This is a genomic window from Streptomyces sp. NPDC001513 (assembly GCF_042894695.1).
Classification (GTDB): Bacteria; Actinomycetota; Actinomycetes; order Streptomycetales; family Streptomycetaceae; genus Streptomyces.
In genome coordinates this window covers 123,385-142,387 of record NZ_JBIAVU010000009.1, presented here as the reverse complement: position 1 = coordinate 142,387, position 19,003 = coordinate 123,385, and the positions used below count along the sequence as shown (strand labels likewise).

The 19,003-nt window shown below is 73.0% G+C and carries 18 protein-coding genes; 13 read left to right on the top strand and 5 right to left on the bottom strand.

Annotated features, from left to right (window positions below; all coding sequences use genetic code 11):
- The first annotated feature begins 168 nt into the window (after window positions 1–168).
- Complete coding sequence (locus tag ACFYZ4_RS21280; RefSeq protein WP_351304838.1) at window positions 169–927, top strand: ferritin-like fold-containing protein; 759 nt, start codon at window positions 169–171, stop codon at window positions 925–927.
- A gap of 124 nt (window positions 928–1,051) precedes the next feature.
- Here ACFYZ4_RS21280 and ACFYZ4_RS21275 read toward each other — a convergent pair whose 3' ends face one another.
- From ACFYZ4_RS21275 to ACFYZ4_RS21260, 4 genes are all read right to left on the bottom strand, one after another.
- A complete protein-coding gene (locus ACFYZ4_RS21275) occupies window positions 1,052–1,354 on the bottom strand; it encodes a hypothetical protein (RefSeq protein WP_351301168.1) in 303 nt (100 codons plus the stop codon).
- A gap of 109 nt (window positions 1,355–1,463) precedes the next feature.
- Window positions 1,464–1,691, bottom strand: coding sequence for a DUF3107 domain-containing protein (locus tag ACFYZ4_RS21270; RefSeq protein WP_030709995.1), 228 nt, complete (start codon window positions 1,689–1,691; stop codon window positions 1,464–1,466).
- A gap of 144 nt (window positions 1,692–1,835) precedes the next feature.
- Complete coding sequence (locus ACFYZ4_RS21265; protein WP_351301171.1) at window positions 1,836–2,489, bottom strand: TetR/AcrR family transcriptional regulator; 654 nt, start codon at window positions 2,487–2,489, stop codon at window positions 1,836–1,838.
- A 149-nt stretch (window positions 2,490–2,638) separates the two neighbouring features.
- Window positions 2,639–2,854 (bottom strand): hypothetical protein, encoded by a 216-nt coding sequence (locus ACFYZ4_RS21260; protein ID WP_351301174.1) that lies wholly within the window; start codon window positions 2,852–2,854, stop codon window positions 2,639–2,641.
- A 138-nt stretch (window positions 2,855–2,992) separates the two neighbouring features.
- Between ACFYZ4_RS21260 and ACFYZ4_RS21255 the strand changes: the two genes are divergently transcribed.
- The 12 genes from ACFYZ4_RS21255 to moeZ all read left to right on the top strand — a co-directional run bounded on the left by ACFYZ4_RS21255 (window position 2,993) and on the right by moeZ (window position 17,256).
- A complete protein-coding gene (locus ACFYZ4_RS21255) occupies window positions 2,993–3,994 on the top strand; it encodes an alpha/beta hydrolase (protein WP_351301177.1) in 1,002 nt (333 codons plus the stop codon).
- A gap of 5 nt (window positions 3,995–3,999) precedes the next feature.
- Window positions 4,000–5,376 carry a DUF3152 domain-containing protein gene (locus tag ACFYZ4_RS21250; RefSeq protein WP_390784560.1) on the top strand — a complete coding sequence of 459 codons (1,377 nt, stop codon included), beginning with the start codon at window positions 4,000–4,002 and terminating at the stop codon, window positions 5,374–5,376.
- Between the two features lie 70 nt (window positions 5,377–5,446).
- Window positions 5,447–5,542: an Ms4533A family Cys-rich leader peptide gene (locus tag ACFYZ4_RS21245; protein ID WP_351301183.1), complete on the top strand. Its 96-nt coding sequence runs from the start codon at window positions 5,447–5,449 to the stop codon at window positions 5,540–5,542.
- A gap of 170 nt (window positions 5,543–5,712) precedes the next feature.
- On the top strand, window positions 5,713–7,452 hold the full coding sequence (locus tag ACFYZ4_RS21240) for an ABC transporter substrate-binding protein (RefSeq protein WP_390784559.1): 1,740 nt from the start codon (window positions 5,713–5,715) through the stop codon (window positions 7,450–7,452).
- Window positions 7,449–8,432 (top strand): ABC transporter permease, encoded by a 984-nt coding sequence (locus ACFYZ4_RS21235; RefSeq protein ID WP_384352429.1) that lies wholly within the window; start codon window positions 7,449–7,451, stop codon window positions 8,430–8,432. Before ACFYZ4_RS21240 ends, ACFYZ4_RS21235 begins: the two co-directional genes overlap by 4 nt.
- Complete coding sequence (locus tag ACFYZ4_RS21230; protein WP_390784558.1) at window positions 8,429–9,421, top strand: ABC transporter permease; 993 nt, start codon at window positions 8,429–8,431, stop codon at window positions 9,419–9,421. Before ACFYZ4_RS21235 ends, ACFYZ4_RS21230 begins: the two co-directional genes overlap by 4 nt.
- The gene (locus ACFYZ4_RS21225) at window positions 9,418–11,067 is read left to right on the top strand and encodes a dipeptide ABC transporter ATP-binding protein (protein WP_390784557.1); all 1,650 of its coding nucleotides are present in this window, start codon (window positions 9,418–9,420) and stop codon (window positions 11,065–11,067) included. Before ACFYZ4_RS21230 ends, ACFYZ4_RS21225 begins: the two co-directional genes overlap by 4 nt.
- 185 nt (window positions 11,068–11,252) lie before the next feature.
- The gene (locus ACFYZ4_RS21220; protein WP_384352423.1) at window positions 11,253–12,863 is read left to right on the top strand and encodes a DUF3492 domain-containing protein; all 1,611 of its coding nucleotides are present in this window, start codon (window positions 11,253–11,255) and stop codon (window positions 12,861–12,863) included.
- Between the two features lie 308 nt (window positions 12,864–13,171).
- Window positions 13,172–14,131 (top strand): hypothetical protein, encoded by a 960-nt coding sequence (locus tag ACFYZ4_RS21215; RefSeq protein WP_390784556.1) that lies wholly within the window; start codon window positions 13,172–13,174, stop codon window positions 14,129–14,131.
- 132 nt (window positions 14,132–14,263) lie between these two features.
- Window positions 14,264–15,271 (top strand): NAD-dependent epimerase/dehydratase family protein, encoded by a 1,008-nt coding sequence (locus ACFYZ4_RS21210; RefSeq protein WP_351301205.1) that lies wholly within the window; start codon window positions 14,264–14,266, stop codon window positions 15,269–15,271.
- Window positions 15,259–16,014 (top strand): spherulation-specific family 4 protein, encoded by a 756-nt coding sequence (locus ACFYZ4_RS21205; protein WP_384347150.1) that lies wholly within the window; start codon window positions 15,259–15,261, stop codon window positions 16,012–16,014. Before ACFYZ4_RS21210 ends, ACFYZ4_RS21205 begins: the two co-directional genes overlap by 13 nt.
- 63 nt (window positions 16,015–16,077) lie before the next feature.
- On the top strand, window positions 16,078–17,256 hold the full coding sequence (moeZ, locus tag ACFYZ4_RS21200) for an adenylyltransferase/sulfurtransferase MoeZ (RefSeq protein WP_030709977.1): 1,179 nt from the start codon (window positions 16,078–16,080) through the stop codon (window positions 17,254–17,256).
- Window positions 17,257–17,328: 72 nt separating this feature from the next.
- On the opposite strand, the gene ACFYZ4_RS21195 is transcribed toward moeZ, so the two are convergent.
- Window positions 17,329–18,924 carry an alpha/beta hydrolase gene (locus ACFYZ4_RS21195; protein WP_390784555.1) on the bottom strand — a complete coding sequence of 532 codons (1,596 nt, stop codon included), beginning with the start codon at window positions 18,922–18,924 and terminating at the stop codon, window positions 17,329–17,331.
- Window positions 18,925–19,003 lie beyond the last annotated feature (79 nt).

Genomic DNA, 19,003 nt, shown 5'->3' with positions numbered 1-19,003 from the left:
GCATCCTCATTCGGACGGCCCGCCGAGTATTCGGCAGGCGCATTACCACTGTACCCCGGAATCGCGCAGCTGTGTCGGGTGAATTCACCGGGTAGACGCGTTTAGCTGGACAGGCGGTCAACCGGCATGGTGCCTTGGAGGGCCATTCGGCGGGCTATTGTGCGGAGCATGTCGACCGTAGAAAACGCCTCGCCCGCCGACGACAGCGCACCCGCCGAAGCCGTCGGTATCGCTTCCCAGGACTGGGCGACCGCCTCTGCCTCGCCGCAGTACCGGGCCGCCGTCGTGGACCTGCTCGGCGCACTCGCTTACGGAGAGCTCGCGGCCTTCGAGCGCCTCGCGGAGGACGCGAAGCTCGCGCCCACCCTGGACGACAAGGCCGAGCTCGCCGCGATGGCGTCCGCCGAGTTCCACCACTTCGAGCGGCTGCGGGACCGGCTCACGGCCATCGAGGTCGAGCCCACCGCCGCCATGCAGCCCTTCGCCAAGGGCGTCGACGACTTCCACCGCCAGACCGCTCCCTCGGACTGGCTGGAGGGCCTGGTCAAGGCCTACGTCGGCGACTCCATCGCCAGCGACTTCTACCGCGAGGTCGCCTCCCACCTGGACACCGACACCCGCGCGCTCGTGCTCGGCGTGCTCGACGACACCGGCCACGGCAACTTCGCCGTCGAGAAGGTGCGCGCCGCGATCGAGGCGGACCCGCGCTGCGGCGGCCGGCTCGCGCTGTGGGCCCGCCGGCTGATGGGCGAGGCCCTCTCGCAGGCGCAGCGCGTGGTCGCCGAGCGTGACGCCCTCTCGACCATGCTGGTCGGCGGCGTCGACGGAATGGCGGCGGGCTTCGACCTGGCGGCCGTCGGCGAGATGTTCACCCGGATCACCAAGGCGCACACCAAGCGGATGGCGGCCCTCGGCCTCGCCGCCTGACCGGACGCGGACGCCGCCACGGGCCCCGCGGGGCTCCACGCGGCTCCCCGGGCTCCACACGTCGGCCCCGGCGCGCATCGTGCGCGCCGGGGCCGACGTACGTCCGTCAGGAGATCCTCAGGGGTCAGCCTTGCGACGGGAGTGAAAACGGAGTCCTGCGGGCGGGCCTGCGGGGCCCGGCGGCCGGACGGAGCAGCAGGGACAGGACCACCGCCGACACGAGCACCCCGCCGACGAAGGTCGCGGTCAGGGTGTTGTGGCCGGGGCCCAGTGCGAAGTGGGTCAGATACGCCCCGAACAGCGCCCCCAGCACACCGCTGACCAGCACCACCCTCGGGGACGGCAGCCGGCGTGCGAGCACTCGGGCGGCTGTTGCGGACAGGGCGAGGCCCAACAGAGCGGAGCCGAGCACTTCCATCAGCAGCATGAGGTCTCTCCCATACGTCAGGGCAAACCGGGTCACTGCCGTCCTACCCGAAGCGGAAGAAAGGGAAACGGCCCGGTGGAAGCAACCACCGGGCCGTTTGCGACAGTTCTCAGAGCGCGCCGAAGCCGACCTTGCGCACGCTCGGCTCACCCAGGTCGACGTACGACAGGCGGTCGGACGGCACCAGGACCTTGCGGCCCTTGTTGTCGGTGAGGCTCAGCAGCGGCTCGTTGCCGGACAGCGCCGCGGTGACGATGCTCTCCAGCTCCTCGGCGCTCAGGTCGCTCTCCAGCACGATCTCCCGGGGTGCGTGCTGCACGCCGATCTTGACCTCCACGGCTTTGTCCCTCCGACGATCCGGTTCGCGCGATCAGCCGCGCCGTACGCGGTCCACATTAGCCCGGTGAGGGGAGGGGACCGCGCGGAACGGACACGCTGGCAGCGAACAACGGCAGGTACGGGCCGCCGCGGGCCGGCCTGCTCAGCCCAGTTCGGGACTCGGCTCGGCGCCGTGCAGCGGGAAGCCGGCGATACCGCGCCAGGCGAGCGAGGTCAGCAGGCCGACCGCCGTGTCTCGGGCGACCGGGCTCTCGCTGGACAGCCAGTAGCGGGCCACGACCTGCGAGACCCCGCCCAGGCCCACGGCCAGCAGCATCGACTCGTCCTGGGACAGGCCGGTGTCCTCGGCGATGACCTCGCAGATGGCCTCGGCGCACTGGAGCGAGACGCGGTCCACGCGCTCGCGCACCGCCGGCTCGTTCGTCAGGTCGGACTCGAAGACCAGCCGGAAGGCGCCGCCCTCCTCCTCCACGTACGCGAAGTACGCGTCCATCGTCGCGGCCACGCGCAGCTTGTTGTCGGTCGTCGACGCGAGCGCGGTGCGCACCGCCAGCAGCAGGGCCTCGCAGTGCTGGTCCAGCAGCGCCAGGTACAGGTCGAGCTTGCCGGGGAAGTGCTGGTACAGCACCGGCTTGCTCACTCCGGCACGCTCGGCGATGTCGTCCATCGCCGCAGCGTGGTAACCCTGCGCGACGAAAACCTCCTGAGCCGCGCCCAGGAGCTGGTTGCGTCGGGCTCGGCGCGGCAGTCGTGTGCCCCGCGGACGCGCTGCCTCGGTCTGCTCGATGGCTGTCACGCCGCCTCCCACTTTCTCTAAGAACACAGTGCGCTCTGCGCCGCGCCCGCCATCGTACTTTTCGGTAACCGAATCTGGAGGGTTCAAGCCGAGTTTTCTCGCGGTACGGACGAGCCGGAGGCGCTGGTCAGCGGTCGGTCGGAGGGCGGTCAGCGGTAGTCGTCCTCGTCCAGCGGCACCACCCGCGCCTGCTCGGCCGCATCCCCGTCCGCGACCTCGCCCACCTCCGCCCCGGTCATCGGGTCGTCCTCGTCCGGCCGGAGGTCGGCCAGCTGCTCCGCCACATCCGCCTCGGGCGCCTCAGGATCGAGGGTTTCCGGAAACGGCTCCCGGAAGGTGTCCGGCTCCGCAGGGTCGACAGTCATGCCGCTCCCCTCGCTTCCTTGCTCTCACCTACGAGCCTAGGAGGATCGCGGATGCACCGCTATGCGGATCGCGATCCGCTTGTGTCTGTGACCGCGAACACAGGAAGTGGAGCGTGATCGTCTCGTAACATTGCCCGCATGTCTTCGACCGAGCTGCCGGGCGTACGGTCCACCGCCGAGCTGTCCTCCCTGGTGGGAGCCGTCCGGGTGGCCGAAGGAGAGCAGCTGCGCACCGCCGCGCTGCCCGGGCTGGAACTGGCCGTGCGGGTGCGCCCGCCCCTGCGCACGGGACTGCCGCCCGCGCTGTTCGTGCACGGACTGGGCGGTTCCTCGCAGAACTGGTCGGACCTCATGGCGCAGCTGGCCGACACCGTCGACGGCGAGGCCCTGGACCTGCCCGGCTTCGGCTGGTCCCCGCCGCCCGCCGACCGCGACTACTCCGTCACCGCCTTCGCCCGCGCCGTCATCCGCCACCTCGACGCCGCCGGGCGCGGTCCGGTCCACCTGTTCGGGAACTCCCTGGGCGGCGCCGTCTCCACCCGCGTCGCGGCCGTCCGGCCCGACCTCGTGCGCACCCTCACGCTGGTCTCGCCCGCCCTGCCCGAACTGCGCGTGCAGAAGTCGGCCGTGCCGACCGCGCTCCTCGCCGTACCGGGGGTGGCGGGGCTCTTCAGCCGGTTGACGCGCGGCCTCAGCGCCGAACAGCGCACCCGCGGGGTGACGGACCTCTGTTACGGAGACTCCTCGCGCGTGACACCCGAGGGATTCCGCCACGCCGTGGAGGAGATGGAGCGGCGGATGGCCCTGCCGTACTTCTGGGAGGCGATGACCCGCTCCTCGCGCGGCATCGTCGACGCGTATACCCTCGGCGGCCAGCACGGACTGTGGCGCCAGGCGCAGCGGGTTCTCGCGCCGTCCCTGCTGGTCTACGGTGGCCGGGACCAACTGGTCTCGTACCGTATGGCGCACAAGGCCGCCGCCGCCTTCCGGGGTTCGCGGCTGCTGAGCCTGCCCGAGGCCGGGCACGTGGCGATGATGGAGTACCCCGAGGTGGTCGCCGCCGCCTTCCGGGAGCTGCTCCGCGACACCGGCACGGGCGAGTGCGAGACCGACCGGGATACCGAAGACGGCAGAGGCTGAGGACCGTGGGACGACACAGTCGCAAGGCCCCGAGCCCGGCCCCGGTTCCTGCCCCGGCCCCCGCTCCCGTCCCGCCGCAGGCGGAGTACGAGCCGTGGCCGCACGAGGAACCGCCCGCCGCACAGTGGCCCGAACCCACCGTGAACCACCAGGGCTACGTCGCCCAGGACCCGCCGTTCGCCGGCGCGCGGGCCGGGGGTCACCCCCAGCAGTACGAGCCCGGCGGCGCCTGGGGCGCCCGCCCCGACTCCGTGTACGGGGACTGGCACGGCGTCCCGCGCCCGCGCCGCGCCACCGGCGCCGCCCCGGCGGCTCCCGCCGCGGGTGCGGCCCTCCTGGACTCCGACACCCCGGCCTTCGGCACGCCCGCCGTGGGCTTCCCGCAGGTGGTCCTGGAGCAGCCGGCCCCGGCTCCGGCCGCGTTCCCGGCCCCCGTGCCGACTGCCGAGCCCGACCCCTTCACCTCCACGGGCTCGCACCGCCGCGTGCCCGGGCCGCGAAAACCCGTCGATCCCGTCGAGGAGCCGCCCGGCTCCGGCCGCGGCCACAAGGTCCGTACGTACACCGGCATGGCCGCCGCGGCCGTCACCACCGTCCTCGCCGTCGTCGTCGCGGGCCAGGTGATCGCGGACGGCGACGGCGCCAAGACCGGTACCGCGGCCGCCCCCGGCGAGGGCCGGTCCGACCCGGCCGCCTCCCGCTCGGACGGCCGCCCCACCCCGGACGCGGCGGTGGCCGCGCCCGTACCCGCGGCGCCCTCCGCCGCGCCCGCGCCGGAGCTGACGTACGAGCAGCAGATGGCGCAGCAGCTGCCGCTGGACGCGAAGCTCGCCGGCCCCGGGACCTTCGACACCGTGCCCGGTGTGGCCAAGGCGCCCGGCAAGGGCAGGCTCGTGCGCTACCGCGTCGACATCGAGCAGGGGCTGGGCCTGGACCCGCAGCTGTTCGCCGAGGCGGTCCAGCGCACCCTCAACGACCCGCGCAGCTGGGCCCACGGGGGAGCGATGACCTTCGAACGGGTACCGGGCGGCGAGGCCGACTTCGTGATCACGCTGGCCAGCCCCGGGACCACCGGGGTCTGGTGCGCCAAGTCCGACCTCGACACCACCGTCGAGAACGTCTCCTGCGACTCCGCGTCGACCTCCCGGGTCATGATCAACGCGTTCCGCTGGGCGCAGGGCTCCACGACCTACGGTCCGGACCAGATGTTCGCCTACCGCCAGATGCTCATCAACCACGAGGTCGGCCACCGGCTCGGACACGGGCACGTGAACTGCCAGACCCCGGGCTCGCTCGCGCCGATCATGCAGCAGCAGACGAAGTCCCTCGACATCGGCGGAATCCAGTGCAAGGCCAACCCCTGGGTGTTCCCCGGAAGTTGATGCCAGAAGGCGGTATCGGGGCGGAAACCCGCGTTGACAATCCGTCCGATCATCGGCGATGGTTCTCCGCATGTCGCAGCACCACACCATGACCGCGAGCGCCGCCATTGAGCTGGCGCTGCTTGGTGTGACCGCGCACAGCGTGGCCGACATCCTCTGTCGCTGACGCCTGCCTGAAGCGCCGCGACCCTTTTCCACATTTCGCCGCGCCCGGGTGTACGCATGCCCGCAGGCGCGGCTCTTTCGTCATCGGTGACCCCTTTTCCGGCGCTGATCGCTGCCCCTGGCGTGGCCTTCTCCTGCTTTTCCTCCTTCACGCCGAGAGGTCCTTCTCCGATGTTGCGTCAGTCCCACATATCGCGCCGCGTGGCCGCGGTCGCCGTCAGCCTCGTACTGGCCGGGGGCGCCGCCGCCTGCGGGCCCAAGGGCGGCGCGGACAAGGCCGGTTCGGGCGACAAGCCGGGCGCCGCCGGGGGTGCGCCGCAGAAGGGCGGCACCCTGACCGTCCTCAACTCCGAGCCGCAGAGCGACTTCGACCCGGCCCGCCTCTACACCTCGGGCGGCGGAAACGTTCCCTCGCTGGTCTTCCGCACGCTGACCACCCGCAACCGCGAAGCCGGGGCGGCCGGCACCAAGGTCGTGCCCGACCTGGCCACCGACACCGGCAAGCCCAACGCCGACGCCACCGAGTGGACGTACACGCTCAAGGACGGGCTGAAGTACGAGGACGGCACCCCGATCACCACCGCCGACATCAAGTACGGCATCGAGCGGTCCTTCGCCGGCGAGCTCTCGGGCGGCGCCCCCTACCTGCGCGACTGGCTGATCGGCGGCGAGACGTACGAGGGCCCCTACAAGGACGGCGGCAAGGGCCTCGACTCGATCGTCGTGCCCGACGCGAAGACGATCGTCTTCAAACTGCGCAAGCCCGAGGGCGAGTTCCCCTTCGTCGCCACCCAGACCCAGTTCGCGCCCGTTCCCAAGGCCAAGGACACCGGGGTCAAGTACGAGGAGCACCCCGTCTCCTCCGGCCCGTACAAGGTCGTCAAGAACGACAACGACGGCGAGCACCTCACCCTGGAGCGCAACGAGCACTGGGACGAGAAGACCGACGAGGAGCGCAAGGCCTACCCGGACAAGATCGACGTCCGCTCCGGGCTGGACTCCGCCGTCATCAACCAGCGCCTGTCCACCAGCTCCGGCCCCGACGCGGCGGCCATCACCACCGACACCAACCTCGGGCCCGCCGAACTCGCGCAGATCGGCAGCAACAAGGAGCTGGAGGGGCGCGTCGGCACCGGCCACTTCGGCTACGTCAACTACCTGGCCTTCAACCCGAAGGTCGCCCCCTTCGACAACCCGAAGGTCCGCCAGGCCGTCTCCTACGCCATCAACCGCACCAGCGTCGTCAACGCGGCCGGCGGCTCCGCGCTGGCCGAGCCCGCCACCACCTTCCTGCCCGAGCGCGAGGCCTTCGGCTTCACCCCGTACGACCACTTCCCGGCGGGCAAGACCGGCGACCCGGCCAAGGCCAAGCAGCTGCTGGCGGAGGCGGGCTTCCCCGACGGCGTCACCGTCACCCTGACCCACTCCACCGCGCAGAACCGCCAGACCAGCCCCGAGGTCGCCACCGCCGTCCAGCAGTCGCTCGCCGCCGCCGGCATCACCGTCAAGCTGGAGGGACTGGAGAACAACGCCTTCAACGAGAAGCGCTGGGACGCCAAGAACACCCCCGGCTTCTTCCTCTCCCGCTGGGGCGCCGACTGGCCGTCCGGCGGCCCCTTCCTCGCCCCGATCTTCGACGGCCGGCAGATCGTGACCAACGGCTCCAACTACAACCACGCGCAGCTCGACGACCCGGCCGTCAACACCGAGATCGACGAGATCGCCAAGCTGACCGACCTCGCCGCGGCCGGCAAGCGCTGGGGCGCCCTCGACAAGAAGATCGGCGAGCAGGCCCTCGACGTGCCGCTCTTCCACCCGGTCTACAAGCGCCTCGTCGGCAAGGACGTCAAGAACGTCGTGATCAGCGACTGGACGGGCGTCCTCGACATCTCGCAGGTCTCCGTCAAGTGACCGTCACCGCCGAACGATCGGTGCCCGCACCCGGGGTCGTCACCCCGGGCGCGGGCACCGCCCGCCAGATCGGGCGGCGCCTGCGCCGCCGCCCCGCGGCCCTCGCGGCCGCCGGCGTCCTCGCCCTGCTCGTCGTGGTCGCCCTCACCGCGCCCCTGCTCGCCCAGCTCACCGGCCAGGACCCGAACGCGTACCACGACGACCTCGTCGACTCCGCGCGCGGCGGCGTCCCGTACGGCTCCTTCGGCGGGATCTCCGCCGACCACTGGCTCGGCGTCGAACCGGGCACCGGCCGCGACCTGTTCACCCGGCTCGCCTACGGCGCCCGGGTCTCCCTGCTCGTCGCCCTCGGCGCCACCGCCGTACAGACCGCCGTCGGGGTGGCCGCCGGGCTCGCCGCCGCCCTCGGCAACCGTTTCGTGGGACAGCTCATCGGCCGGTTCACCGACGTGATGATCGCCCTGCCCATGCTGGTGCTCGGCATCGCCCTCACCGCCGTGGTCCCGCCCGACTTCCCGCGGCCGCTGCTGCTGATCCTGATCATCGGACTGCTCGACTGGGGCGGCATCGCCCGGATGGTGCGCGCCCAGACCCTCGCCCTGCGCGGCCTGGACTTCGTGGACGCCGCCCGGCTCTCCGGCAACAGCACGCTGCGGATCGCCCGCCGCGAACTGCTGCCCTCGCTGGCCGCACCCGTCATCACCTACGCCGCGATCAAGGTCCCCACCGCCATGGTGGCCGAGGCCTCCCTGTCCTTCCTCGGCGTCGGCGTGAAACCGCCCACCCCCTCCTGGGGGCAGATGCTGTCCAGCGCCCAGACCTGGTTCCGCGCCGACCCCACCTACGTCCTGCTCCCCGCCGGGCTGCTCTTCGTCACCGTGCTCGCCTTCACCGTGCTCGGCGACGCCGTCCGCACGGCCCTCGACCCGCGCGAAGGCTCCCGCCTGCGGGTCGGCACCAGAAAGGAGCGCAAGCAGTGACACGCTTCGTCCTCAAACGGACCGGCGGCGCACTGCTCGTGCTGCTCGCCCTGTCCGTCCTCATCTACGCCCTCTTCTACCTCGCCCCCGGCGACCCCGCCCGGCTCGCCTGCGGGGAGCGCTGCAACCCGGCGCAGATCGCCCAGGTGCGCGAACAGCTCGGACTGAACGAGTCGGCGCTCACGCAGTACCTGCACTTCCTCCAGGGGCTGCTGGTGGGCCGGGACTACTCCGGCGGCGCCGGGCTCGTCCTGCACTGCGACGCACCCTGCCTGGGATTCTCGTACCAGAACGACCAGCAGGTCACCGAGCTCATCCTGGAGCGGCTGCCCGCCACCCTCTCCCTCGCGCTGGGCGCGCTGGTGATCTGGCTGGTGGTCGGCGTCGGCACCGGACTGCTGTCCGCGCTGCGCCGCGGCGGCATCACCGAACGGGCCCTGACCGTCCTCACCCTCGCCGGAACCGGCACCCCCGTCTTCATCCTGGGCCTGCTCCTGCTCATGACCGTCTGCGCCTACCTCCAGTGGCTGCCCTTCCCGACGTACGTGCCGCTGACCGAGGACCCCGAGCAGTGGGCCTGGAACCTGCTCCTGCCGTGGGTGACGCTCGGCCTCTTCGAAAGCGCCAAGTACGCCCGACTCACGCGCAGTTCGACCCTGGAGACACTCGCCGAGGACCACATCCGTACCTTCCGCGCCTACGGGGTGGGCGAGCGGGCCGTCGTCACCCGGCACGCGGTGCGCGGCGCCGTGGCCCCCGTGATCGCGCTCAGCGCCGTGGACTTCGGCACGATGATCGGCGGCGCCGTGCTGACCGAGTCGCTGTTCGGGATCCCCGGACTCGGCAAGACCCTCATCGACGGGGTGCGGGTCGTGGACCTGCCCGTCGTCGTCGGCGTCGTCCTGGCCATCGGCACGGCCGTGGTCCTCGCCGGCGCGATCGCCGACCTGCTGTACGCCGCCGCGGACCGAAGGGTGACCCTCGCATGACGGAACCACTGGTGGAGGTCGACGGCCTCGTGGTCGACTTCCCGGTCGGCGGCGCGGGGGAGTACGTACGGGCCGTGGACGCGCTCTCCTTCACCCTGGACGCGGGACGCGCCCTGGGCATCGTCGGCGAATCCGGCAGCGGCAAGTCCACCGTGGCCGCGGCCCTGCTGGGACTGCACCGCGGCACGGGCGCACGGCTGGTCGGCACCGTCCGGGTGGGCGGCACCGACGTGGCCGCGGCCCCGCCCGCCGAGCTGCGCCGGCTGCGGGGCGGGACCGCCGCCATGGTCTTCCAGGACCCGCTGAGCTCCCTCGACCCGTACTACGCCGTCGGCGACCAGATCGCCGAGGTGTACCGGGTCCACGCGGACGTCTCCCGGCGGGCCGCGCGGGCGCGCGCCGTCGAGGTGCTGGACCGGGTCGGCATCCCGGACGCGGTACGCCGCTCCCGCGCGCGGCCGCACGAGTTCAGCGGCGGCATGCGGCAGCGGGCCCTCATCGCGATGGCGCTGGCGTGCGAGCCGCGGCTGCTGATCGCCGACGAGCCGACCACCGCGCTCGACGTCACCGTCCAGGCGCAGATCCTGGACCTGCTGCACGGGCTGCGGGAGGAGCGGGGGCTCGGGCTGCTGCTGGTCACCCACGACGTGGGGGTGGCGGCGGAGAGCGTGGACGAGCTGCTGGTCATGCGGGGTGGTCACGCCGTGGAGCGGGGGGCGGTGGCGGCGGTGCTCTCCGCGCCCGCCGACCCGTACACCAAGGCCTTGCTGGCGGCGGTGCCGAGGCTGGACGGGCCGCGCGTTCACGATCGGGGCTCCGCCCCGGACCCCGCGCCTCAATCGCCGGCGGGGCTCGATGAGCCCGTCGTCGAAGTGTTCGGGTTGCGGCGGGAGTTCGGGCGGGGGAAGCGGCGGGTCGTGGCCGTGGACGGGGTGTCGCTCGCCGTCCGGGCCGGGGAGACGCTGGGGATCGTGGGGGAGAGCGGCAGCGGCAAGAGCACGCTCGGGCGGATGCTCGTCGGGCTGCTGGAACCCAGTTCCGGGCAGGTGCGCCGGGACGGCGCCGAGGCCGTCGGGATCACGGACGGCGTGCAGATGGTCTTCCAGGACCCGGTGTCCTCCCTCAACCCGCGCCGTTCCGTCGGCGAGTCCATCGCCGACCCGCTGCGCGCGGCCGGGGAGCGGGACGAGGCGGCCGTGCGGGCCCGGGTCGGGGAGCTGCTGCTGCGCGTCGGGCTGGAGCCGGGGCACTACGACCGCTACCCGCACGAGTTCAGCGGCGGCCAGCGCCAGCGGGTCGGCATCGCCCGGGCCCTGGCGCCCCGCCCCCGGCTGATCGTCTGCGACGAGCCGGTCTCCGCCCTCGACGTGACCACGCAGGCGCAGGTCACCGCCCTGCTGGCGGAGCTCCAGCGGGAGCTCGGCATCGCCCTCGTCTTCATCGCGCACGACCTGGCGGTGGTCCGGCAGGTCAGCGACCGGGTGGCCGTCATGCGGGCCGGCGAGATCGTGGAGGAGGGCCCCGTGGACGAGGTCTACGACCGTCCGGCCCACGCGTACACGCGCCGCCTGCTGGCCGCCGTCCCGGCACTGGACCCCGTACTGGCCGCCGAGCGCCGCACCTCCCGGCAGGAGGCCTTCGCCTAGCAGTCAGGTCGTTACTTCTAGCGTGCTCGAACGCGAACCGTACGGGAAAGTTACGACTCTTCACCCCTTCCGGTGGCGCGACGGACAACCGTCCGTCGCGCCTTCGGCATATCCGCTTGAGTTCTCCCGCGGCGGGTCGCCTGACCGACGGCGACCGCCTGAACGGGAGATCGGGGGTGCCACTCGTGCGGATCGGACTGGTCACGGAAGGTGGTTATCCGTATGCGACGGGAGAGGCCAGGCTGTGGTGCGACCGGCTCGTGCGCGGGCTCCCGCAGCACGAGTTCGAGCTCTACGCACTGAGCCGCACCGCCGAGCAGGAACGCGCACGGGTGCCGCTGCCCGAGCACGTCATCAGCGTCCGGACGGCCCCCCTGTGGGCCCCCGCCGACGACGGGCGGAGCTACTCCCGGCGCGAGCGCCGGCGGTTCGGCGAGTGCTTCCGGGAGCTGGTCCAGGGGATCTGCGCCGGCGCACCCGACCCCTTCGCCTCCGGGCTGTACGGACTCGCCGAACTCGCCCGCGAACAGGGCGGGCTGTACGCAGCCCTGCGCTCCGAGTCCGCGGTGCGCGCGCTGGAGTCCGCCTGCCGGGCGCCGGGCGCGAGCGGCACCGTACGGGCGGCGCAGGTGACCGACCTGCTGGAGTTCGTGGACGAACTGGAGCGGCTGCTGCGGCCGTTGTCCCTCGACTGGTACGAGGACCCGGGCGGTCTCGGCGCGGCCGACATCTGCCACGCGGCGGCGGGCGGGGTCGCGGCCCTCCCGGGCCTGCTGGCCAAACGCTTCTGCGGAGTCCCGCTGCTGGTGACCGAGTACGGGGTCCAGCTCCGGGCCCACTACCTCGCCCAGCTCGACGCACGGCGCGAGCCGGCCGACCGCCCGGCCGTACGGGCCCTGCTCGCCGCCTTCCACCTGCGGCTGGCCGTCGAGATCTACGCCCGGGCCGACTTCCTGACCCCCGGCAACGCGCACGCCCGGCGCTGGCAGGAGAAGTGCGGGGCCACCCGCGAGCGGCTGCGCACCGTCTACCCGGGGATGGAGGCGGACCGATTCGCCTCCGTCGGGGAGGCCGCGGACTGCGGTGACCCCGACACGCTCGTGTGGGTCGGCCGGATAGAGCCCGCCAAGGACCTCATCGCGCTGCTGCACGCCTTCGCCGAGGTCCGCCGGGCCGCGCCCGACACCCGGCTGCGGATCTTCGCCACGGCCGCGGCCCCCGGCTACCTCGCCGACTGCCGCTCGCTGGCCGCGCAGCTCTTCCCCGACGAGGCCGCCGACGCGGTCACGGCCGGGGAGAACCCCGTCACCTTCGAGGAGATCGGCGGGCCCGACGCGCCGTCGCCGGCCGAGGCGTACGGCGCCGGGCGCGTTGTCGTGCTGTCCTCCGTGATCGAGGGCTTCCCGGTGACCCTGGCCGAGGCGATGTTCTGCGGCCGGGCCACCGTCTCCACCGACGTGGGCGCGGTGTTCGAGGTCATCGGCGGCACCGGGCTCGTCGTGCCGCCGCGCAATCCGCGGGCGCTGGCCGACGCCTGCCTGTCGCTGCTGCGGGATCCCGAGCGGGCGCAGCGGCTCGGCGCCGCCGCGCGGGCGCGGGCCGTGGAGCTCTTCACCGTCGAGCAGAACGTGGCGGCCTTCCAGGAGATCTACCTGCGGCTGCTGGCGAAGGGCTCCGCCCGGCCGGCCGGGGAGGTCCCCTTCGCCCGGCCCCCGGAGGCGCATGTCCCGGGCCACTGGACCAGCCCCACCTGGGCCGAGCCCTTCCCGGACCCGAGCTCGGAGGCCGCCGTATGACCACCGTCGACCCGGAGATCGCAGCCCCGGCCCATCCGGCTCCGCCGGTTCCGGCTCCACCGGCGGCACCTGAGGCCTGGCCTCTCGGACCCCTGCCCCTTCCAGCCCCGCCGCACACTCCAGCCTCGCCGGCGTTTGAGGCGCGGGGGCTGGGGCGGAGCCCCGGCAGCGGCGCCGCAGGTGTGATGCCGTCCTCTGGTGCACGGTCCGGCGCGGCGCCGTTGCCGGGGGCGCTGCCCCCGGACCCCAGCGCCTCAAACGCCGGCGAGGCTGGATTTGCCGCCGGCGAGGCTGACGGCGCCGTCCGCGTGGCTGGACTTGCCCCCGGCGAGGCTGGAAGGGGCGAGGCCGAGTTGGCCGCCGGCCAGGCTGGAGGCGGGGCAGGGCTGCGCGCGGCGGAGGCGGCCGGGAGGCCCGTGCGGCGGCGGGCCGGTGGGGATCCGGTCAAGGCGCTGCTGCACCGGCACCGGGAGCTGTGCGAGCGGGCCGTGGACCCGCTGGAGATCGCCGCCGGCCTGGAGGCCCATGGCATCACCGACCGCACCGCCGCCCGCTTCCGCCACCGCGACGTCTTCTCCCTCGCCGAGGAGCTGTACGCCCGGAGTCCGCGCGGGGAGCACCCCGCCGCCCGGCCCGGCCGAGCCCCCGCAGGGGCCCCGGCCTTCCGGGGCTTCGGCTACGCGCTGCTGCCCGGCGCCGTCGCGTTCGGCGCGGCCGCCGTCGGGCCGGCGTGGGCCGGGCCCGTCGCCGCGGCCGTCACCGTCGCCGCTCTGGTGTGGCCGGGGCGGGCCGCCCGGGGCCGGTTCCCGTACGCCGCGCACCTGCTGGCCGCGGCCCTCGTGGGCTGGGCCGCGCACCGGCACGGCGCCGCCCTCGCGGTCGGCCTCGCGCTGGCCGTCGCCCCTGGGCACCTGGTCGCCGCCGGATTCGCCGCGGGGGCCCGGGCCCGGCTCGGCGGGAGCCGCGCCCTGGAGGACTTCGCGGACCGGGCCCGGCCCCTGCTCATCGCGGCCGTCGCCGTGTTCACCGCGGCCGCCGCGGGGGCGGCCGCGCTCGCCGGCGCCGCGTTCCCGGTGGCCGTGCCGCTCGCCCTGCTGCTGTTCCTGACCCGGCTCCTGCTCCGGCACGGTGCCCACCGCGGCCCCGTCGGCGCCGCCCTCGCCCTGGCCCTGATCCCGGTCCCGGCGGCGGCCGTCGCCGCCGCGGCCGGACTCCTCGTACACGCCGTCCTCGCCCTGTCCCGTGCATCCGCGCATGCGCGGCCCTGACGGGGCAGGGACGACCACCGACCTTCGGAGCCGACGCCGAGGCGCTGTACCCGTACCCCCGCCCCATCCACCCACCCGTCCGCAAGGAGAAACAGACATGACCGGCCAGCCAACCAACCAAGGGGTCACGCGATGAGGGTGCTGCTGATCGGAGCCAACGGATACCTCGGCCGCTACGTCGCCGACCGGCTGCTCGCCGACCCCGCCGTCCAGCTCACCGCGCTCGGCCGCGGCGACGACGCCGACGTCCGCTTCGACCTCGCCACCGGCAGCCCCGGCGCGCTCACCCGCTTCCTGGACGCCGTCCACCCGGGCGTCGTCATCAACTGCGCCGGCGCCACCCGGGGCGGGGCCCGGGAACTCACCCGGCACAACACCGTCGCCGTCGCCACGATCTGCGAGTCGCTGCGCCGCAGCGGCTGCGGGGCGCGGCTCGTCCAGCTCGGCTGCGCGGCCGAGTACGGGCCCAGCCAGCCCGGATCCTCCACGGCCGAGGACGCCGTGCCGAGACCCGGCGGGCCGTACGGCGTCAGCAAACTGGCCGCCACCGAGCTGGTGCTCGGCTCCGGCCTCGACGCCGTCGTCCTGCGGATCTTCTCGCCCGTCGGCCCCGGCACCCCCGCCGGATCCCCGCTCGGCCGGCTCGCCGAGGCCATGCGCCGCGCGATGCAGGCGGGCGACGGCGAGCTCAAGCTCAGCGGGCTCGGCGTGCAGCGCGACTTCGTGGACGTACGGGACGTGGCGCGGGCCGTGCACGCCGCCTCCCTGTCCGCCGCCCAGGGCGTCGTGAACATCGGCACCGGCCGCGCGGTCCGGCTGCGCGACGCGGCCGCCGTCCTGGCCCGGGTCGCCGGGTACGGAGGCGCCCTGCACGAGCTGGACCTCCCGCACGGCGGATCCCAGCAGGGCCACCACCCGGGCCGGCCGGCCGGGCTCGCCTCCATCGGAGCCCCCCGTTCCGAGGCCACCGCGGAGCAGCTCTCCGGCGCGGCCCCCCAGCCGTACCCGTACCCCGACGGGTGCGGGGCCTGGCAGCAGGCGGACGTCCGTACCGCCCGCGACCGGCTCGGCTGGCGGCCCCGGATCAACCTGGAGGAATCCCTCGCGGACATCTGGATGGAGGCGGCGTGCCGCATCTGACCTCGCCGCCGGGATCGGTGACCGCCGCCGCGGCCGAGGCCGGCCGCCTCGGCCTCGGCATCCCCGGCTACGCGCACCCCCTGCTCGCCCCGGTCGAATGGGCCGAGCTGACCCGCCCCGGCACTCCGCTGCACTGGGCCGTACTGAACGTCACGGACGGCCCCGGCGGGCGGCCCGACCCGCACTGCACGGAAGCGGCGGCGAAGCTGCACGGCGCGGGCGGCACGGTCCTCGGCCATCTCGCGATGCGGGACGGATCGAGGTCGTTCGGGGAGCTGGTCTCCGACGCCCACCGCTTCCGCGACTGGTACGGGGTCGGCGGTTTCTACCTCGCCGAGACCCCGGCAGACAAGGAGGACCTGGCCTCGGTGTGCCGGGTCGTCGAGACCCTGCGCGGTCTGGGGGAGGACCTGCGGATCGTGCTCGGGCACGGCACGCACCCGTACGAGGGCTACGCGGAAGCCGCCGACCAGCTGGTCACCTTCTCCGGGCCGTGGGCCGACTACCGGTGGTCGCAGGTGGCGGAGTGGACCGCGGACCATCCGCCGGAGCGGTTCTGCCACCTGGTCCACGGGGTGCCGCGCACGCACCTGGAGGAGGCCATGCGGATCGCCCGCTGGCAGGGTGCGGGCACGATCTGGTTCACGGACCGGCGCGCGGTCGGCGACCGCGACCCGTGGGCCTCGATGCCCGGGTACTGGGACGAAATCGTCTCAAGAATTGGGACAGGTGTCTTGGAATGAAGACGGGCGTGGCAGTGTTACGGAGAGAACCACCGTTAAGACGTCACCATCTACGGAGTCCCCGTGTCGCTGCCACCCCTGGTCGAGCCAGCTGCTGAGCTCACCGTTGACGAGGTCCGTCGGTACTCCCGCCACCTGATCATCCCCGATGTCGGGATGGACGGCCAGAAGCGCCTGAAGAACGCCAAGGTGCTGGCCGTGGGCGCGGGCGGCCTCGGCTCGCCCGCCCTCATGTACCTGGCCGCGGCCGGCGTCGGCACGCTGGGCATCGTGGAGTTCGACGAGGTCGACGAGTCGAACCTGCAGCGCCAGATCATCCACAGCCAGGCGGACATCGGCCGTTCCAAGGCCGAGTCGGCCCGCGACAGCGTGCTGGGCATCAACCCGTACGTGAACGTGGTCCTGCACGAAGAGCGGCTCGAAGCCGAGAACGTGATGGAGATCTTCAGCCAGTACGACCTCATCGTCGACGGCACGGACAACTTCGCCACGCGCTACCTGGTCAACGACGCCTGCGTGCTGCTGAACAAGCCGTACGTGTGGGGCTCGATCTACCGCTTCGACGGCCAGGCCTCGGTCTTCTGGTCCGAGCACGGCCCGTGCTACCGCTGCCTCTACCCGGAGCCGCCGCCGCCGGGCATGGTCCCGAGCTGCGCCGAGGGCGGCGTGCTGGGCGTGCTCTGCGCGTCCATCGGGTCCATCCAGGTCACCGAGGCCATCAAGGTCCTCACGGGTGTCGGCGAGCCGCTGGTCGGCCGCCTGATGATCTACGACGCCCTGGAGATGCAGTACCGCCAGGTCAAGGTCCGCAAGGACCCCGACTGCGCGGTCTGCGGTCCGAACGCGACGGTCACCGAGCTCATCGACTACGAGGCCTTCTGCGGCGTCGTGTCGGAGGAGGCCCAGGAGGCCGCGCTCGGTTCGACGATCACTCCCAAGCAGCTCAAGGAGTGGATCGACAACGACGAGCCCATCGAGATCATCGACGTCCGCGAGATCAACGAGTACGAGATCGTCTCGATCCCCGGCGCGAAGCTGATCCCCAAGGGCGAGTTCCTGATGGGCACCGCCCTCCAGGACCTGCCGCAGGACAAGCGCATCGTCTTGCACTGCAAGACGGGTGTCCGCAGTGCGGAAGTCCTCGCGGTCCTGAAGTCCGCGGGCTTCGCGGACGCGGTGCACGTCGGCGGCGGCGTCATCGGCTGGGTCCACCAGATCGAGCCCGAGAAGCCGGTCTACTAGCAGTCACCCGGAGGGGCCGTACCGCGCGCGTCGCACGGTACGGCCCCTCCGGCGTTCCGGCGTTCCGTTCGGTCAGGCGCCCGCCGGATCCTCCGGCGCGACGGGCGTCCCCGTGGCGTCCGGGCTCGCGGTACAGACGGTGCCCGCCGCCGGCGTCTTCCCGTCCAGCAGGTACGTGTTGACGGCCTCCTGCACGCAGGGGTCACCGCTGTTGTACGCGCCGTGGCCCTCGCCCTTGTACGTGAGCTCCACGCCCACGCCGGGGCCGAGCCGCTCCACCATCTTGCGGGCGCCCTCGTACGGGGTGGCCGGGTCACCGGTGTTGCCGATCACCACGATCGGGGCGGAGCCGGGGGCGGACACGTCCGGGGTCTCCCAGGTGCCGGGCACGGGCCAGTCGGTGCAGCTCATCATCGCCCAGCCGAGGAAGTCCCCGAAGACGGGCGAGGCCGAACGGAACGCCGGCAGCCCGGCCTTGGTCTCCTCCAGGGTGTAACGGTCCTTGGAATCCACACAGTTGATGGCGGTGTTCGCGGCGCCGAGGTTGCTGTAACGCCCTTGCTGATCACGGCCGTTGAGCGCGTCGGACAGGGCCATCAGCAGCTGCCCCTGCCCGCCCTCGGCCTCGTCGAGACCCTGCTCCAGCAGCGGCCACAGCTCCTTGGAGTACAGGGCCTGCGCGATGCCGTTGGTGGCGGACGTCTCGGTGAGCTGCCGGGCCCCGATGCCCGGGATGGGCTTCGCGGCCAGGTCCTTCTGGAGCTTGATGATGTTGGCCTCGATCTCCTTGGGCGTGCTGCCCTGGAGCCGGCACTCGTCGCCGCGGTCCACACAGTCCTGGGCGAAGTTGTCGAGGGCGAGCTGGAAGCCCTTGGCCTGGCCCATCGACCCTTGCTCGGAGTTCTGGGTCGGGTCCACGACGGCGTCGAAGACGGCCCGACCGACGTTCTTGGGGAAGAGGTGGGCGTAGACCCCGCCGAGCTCGGTGCCGTAGGAGACACCGAAGTAGTTCAGCTTCTCGTCGCCGAGGGCCTGGCGGATGCGGTCCAGGTCGCGGGCGGCGTCCTGGGTGCCGACGTGGGGGAGGAGCTTGCCGGACCTGTCCTTGCAGGCCTTCTGGTACTTCTTGATGTTGTCTACGTAGGTCTTCTCCTCCTGCGGGGTGTCCGGCGAGGAGTCCTGGGCGTAGTACGCGTCCAGCTGCTTGTCGTTCTCGCAGAGGACGGGGGCGCTGGCGCCCACCCCGCGGGGGTCGAAGCTGACCAGGTCGTAGCGGGCGCGCAGGGCCTCGTACTCCTTGGCGGCGCCGGGGAGGGTGGCGACGCCGGAGCCGCCGGGGCCGCCGAAGTTGAAGACCAGGGAGCCGAGACGATTCTTCTGGTCGCGGGCCTTGGCGCGGATCAGGGCGATCGGGATCGTCTCGCCGCCCGGGTCGGCGTAGTCGAGGGGGACGTCGAGGGTGGCGCACTGCCAGTCCTTGGGCGGGACCGGGCCGCCGCCCTGGGCCGGGGTGGGGGCGTCGCAGTCGCCCCACTTGAGGGGCTTGGCCGGCTTCGTGCCGTCGGCCTGCGGCTGGCTCCCCTCGCCGTCGTCGGAGCACGCCGCCGTGGAGAGCAGAGCGGCGGCGAGTGCGGCGGCGGCGGTGACCCGCCAGGCGTTTCTCGGCATGCCTCCATCCTGTGCGCCCTCCGCCACCCCCGCCCCCGCGCTGACCCAAACGGGTCCCCCACCCCTCGGCTGCGCCGCG